Annotated in this window: 3 protein-coding genes; 2 read left to right on the top strand and 1 reads right to left on the bottom strand. The window is 68.4% G+C overall.

Annotation, left to right across the window (positions count from 1 at the left end; all coding sequences use genetic code 11):
* Positions 1-46: 46 nt before the first annotated feature.
* The gene (locus tag ETD96_RS43265; protein ID WP_138642269.1) at positions 47-646 is read right to left on the bottom strand and encodes a TIGR03086 family metal-binding protein; all 600 of its coding nucleotides are present in this window, start codon (positions 644-646) and stop codon (positions 47-49) included.
* A gap of 64 nt (positions 647-710) precedes the next feature.
* Here ETD96_RS43265 and ETD96_RS43270 point away from each other — a divergent pair, with 64 nt between their 5' ends.
* Together ETD96_RS43270 and ETD96_RS43275 are read left to right on the top strand one after the other, a co-directional pair.
* Positions 711-1,454 (top strand): helix-turn-helix domain-containing protein, encoded by a 744-nt coding sequence (locus ETD96_RS43270; protein ID WP_205719755.1) that lies wholly within the window; start codon positions 711-713, stop codon positions 1,452-1,454.
* Between the two features lie 885 nt (positions 1,455-2,339).
* Positions 2,340-2,613, top strand: a 274-nt coding sequence (locus ETD96_RS43275) for a hypothetical protein (RefSeq protein ID WP_138642270.1), incomplete at its 3' end; no start/stop codon positions are given.

Here is a 2,613-nt window from a genome sequence, read left to right on the forward strand (position 1 = left end):
CTGCTCGCGCAGCTCAAAGACCATACGGACCGCGCGTTCACGCAGCTCAACGGAGTACTTTCTCGGGGGTGCCATAGCCCCTCACCCTTCCAGGTTTCAGGGCCTCCACCCAACCCGGGGCGCTCCAGGGTGCGTCGGCGGGCACCGTGACCTGTGGTCCGTACATGCCCATCTCGCGTCCCTGCTCCACGCTGGCGAACACCGTGTCGTGCAGATGCGTCAGCAGGTCGGCGGGTAGTTCCAGTCGCTGCCCGGTCGCGACTGCCAGGTCCCAGGCGTGCATGGCCAGCTCGCCGGTGATCATGTCGCCCAGGACGGGCGCGGGCAGCGTCTGCGGCGTGCCCATGCTCGTCTCGCCCTCCCAGGCGCTCGGTGGCGCCCACGACGAGGTGATGTCGTCCAGCAGCGCGAGCAGGCGGCCGCGCCAGTCGCCGGCCGCCAGGTCCACATCGGACTCGGCAGCCGCCGGCTGCGGAACGGACTCCTTGCGGCCGCCGCCGGCGAGTGATGGGCCCCAGAACAGGAGGTGGTTGACCAGTGCCCGGACGTCGTACTCCGTGCATGGAGTCTTGTTGGCGAGCTGGTCGTCGTTAATGGTGCGGACGACCGCGGCCATTGCCTCGGCAGCGTTGGACAGATGTGACATGGCAGGGACACTAGGTGGCCCGCGCCGGAGGGGTATTGGACAAAGGCGACATATGCTTTGGCATGTGGAGCGGGACGTTCGTGAGCTGCGTGGTGGGTGGACCAGGTATCAGCGCCACACGTTCCACGACCCGTCGCCGGCGCTCGCGCCATGGGTGGAGCGGTACTGGGAGGCTCGCTGGGACTACGCCGAGCCCTACCGGCAGAAGATCGTGCCGTACCCGAACGTGCACCTGTCGTTCGGCGGCGGCCGTGCGGACGTCAACGGCGTGTGCAGCGGCTACCAGATCAAGGTCCTCGAGGGCCGCGACCACGTCTTCGGCGTCGCGTTCCGGCCAGGCTGCTTCCGCCTGTTCCTCGGCGCCTGCGTCTCGACGATCACCGACCGCGTCGTCCCGGCGATCGAGGTGTTCGGCCCGGACCTGCCCACGACGCTCGACGCGCCGACCGTGGACGCATTCCTGCTGGAACACCTGCCGGACGACGACCCCCGGGCGAGCCAGGCGGTGGCCGCGGTCGAGCTGATCGCCAAGGACAGGACCGTGGCCAGGGTCGAACACCTCGCCGGCGAGCTCGGGCTGAGCATGCGGGGGCTGCAACGACTGTTCGCCGAGTACGTCGGCATCGGGCCCAAGTGGGTGATCCGCCGCTACCGCCTGCACGAGGTGACCGCACGCATGGCAGCCGGCGGGGCGATCGACTGGGCCGCGCTGGCAGCCGACCTCGGCTACGCCGACCAGGGCCACTTCATCCGCGACTTCAAAGGCATGTTCGGCGAGCAACCGACCTGGTACGCACAGCGGTATTAGTCCGCCTCCCTGGATTCGACGTCCCGGCGAGGGAACAGGAGCCTCCGATGTACGAGGGCGCCGGGCCGGCGACCGCGTTCAGATCGGCCCAGGCGGGGTCCCGCGCAGGTCGGTGCGATAGGGGCTGACGGCCCGGTTGCCTTCGGCCGCCTCGGGATCGTCGCCTTCGCCGCGGTAGAGGCAATCCGCCTACCGTGCAGGTCGGACCCTCTCACCGTCGCTGAATCTCATCAACATCACCGCCCCCCGCAGACCCCTGACCGTCGTCGCTCAAGCCGACGCACAAACGTTCCTGCTTCTCTCGGCCGCAACCAATCCCCGCGTGCGCGGGGACGGTTCGAGCGGTCGCGGGCCGCGCAGATCGGAGAGCTGGTCGGCCCCGTGCCAGAGCGGTATAGCCTGACACTGAGAGCACTGATCTGATACGAGAGCTCCAGACTTTTAATCCGTAAGTTGTGGGTTCGAATCCCACGCGACCCACTCAACGCATCGCCTATGTGGCTTGCGTACACACGTCATGTGCCCGCGGTGAGGGGTTACTCTTCCTCACCTTGGGAGGACGCGGGGAGGACGGAAGGCCGGTCTACCTCAGCCGGGATCTTCCCTGGCACCAGGGCTGCGGCGGCTTCGGCGGCTTCGCGGGCGACCTCGGGGAGGACGCTGGTGTAGGCAACCGGGCCCACCCACCAGCGCATGGCACGTCACCCCAGACCCGACACCGTCCGAGTCCTAAGCGCCGGCAGACTCGCCGACCCGCGCTAGCCGTGTGCGCGGAAACGGTGAGGGACGGCGGTCGGGCGATGGGCGGCTCAGTTCTCGCGCTGCCATCGTCGATGAACCTTGTGCTGCCTTGCTGCGTCCCATCCCCAAAGGTGAGAAGGGGCGGTGGGGGATGTGACGCGCGGGCAGCGGTTGTCGATAGGGGCGACGTCGAAGAGTTGGACCATCTTCTGGACGCTGCTGGCACCTCTTGCTCTCGTACCGCCGGTCATCTCGCTCGTCCTGGTGCTGATCGGGCAGGGCACCGCGGCTTTCGTGCTGCTGGCCTTCCCCGCCGTCGTCGGTCCGGCCGTGCTGGTGCGGGGCCTTCAAGAGCGTCGGAAGGCGTTCTGGCTGGACGGGCCGGTGCTCATCCAGCGACGGGTACGCGGATACGCGG

It is taken from the genome of Actinomadura geliboluensis (assembly GCF_005889745.1).
Classification (GTDB): domain Bacteria; phylum Actinomycetota; class Actinomycetes; order Streptosporangiales; family Streptosporangiaceae; genus Spirillospora; species Spirillospora geliboluensis.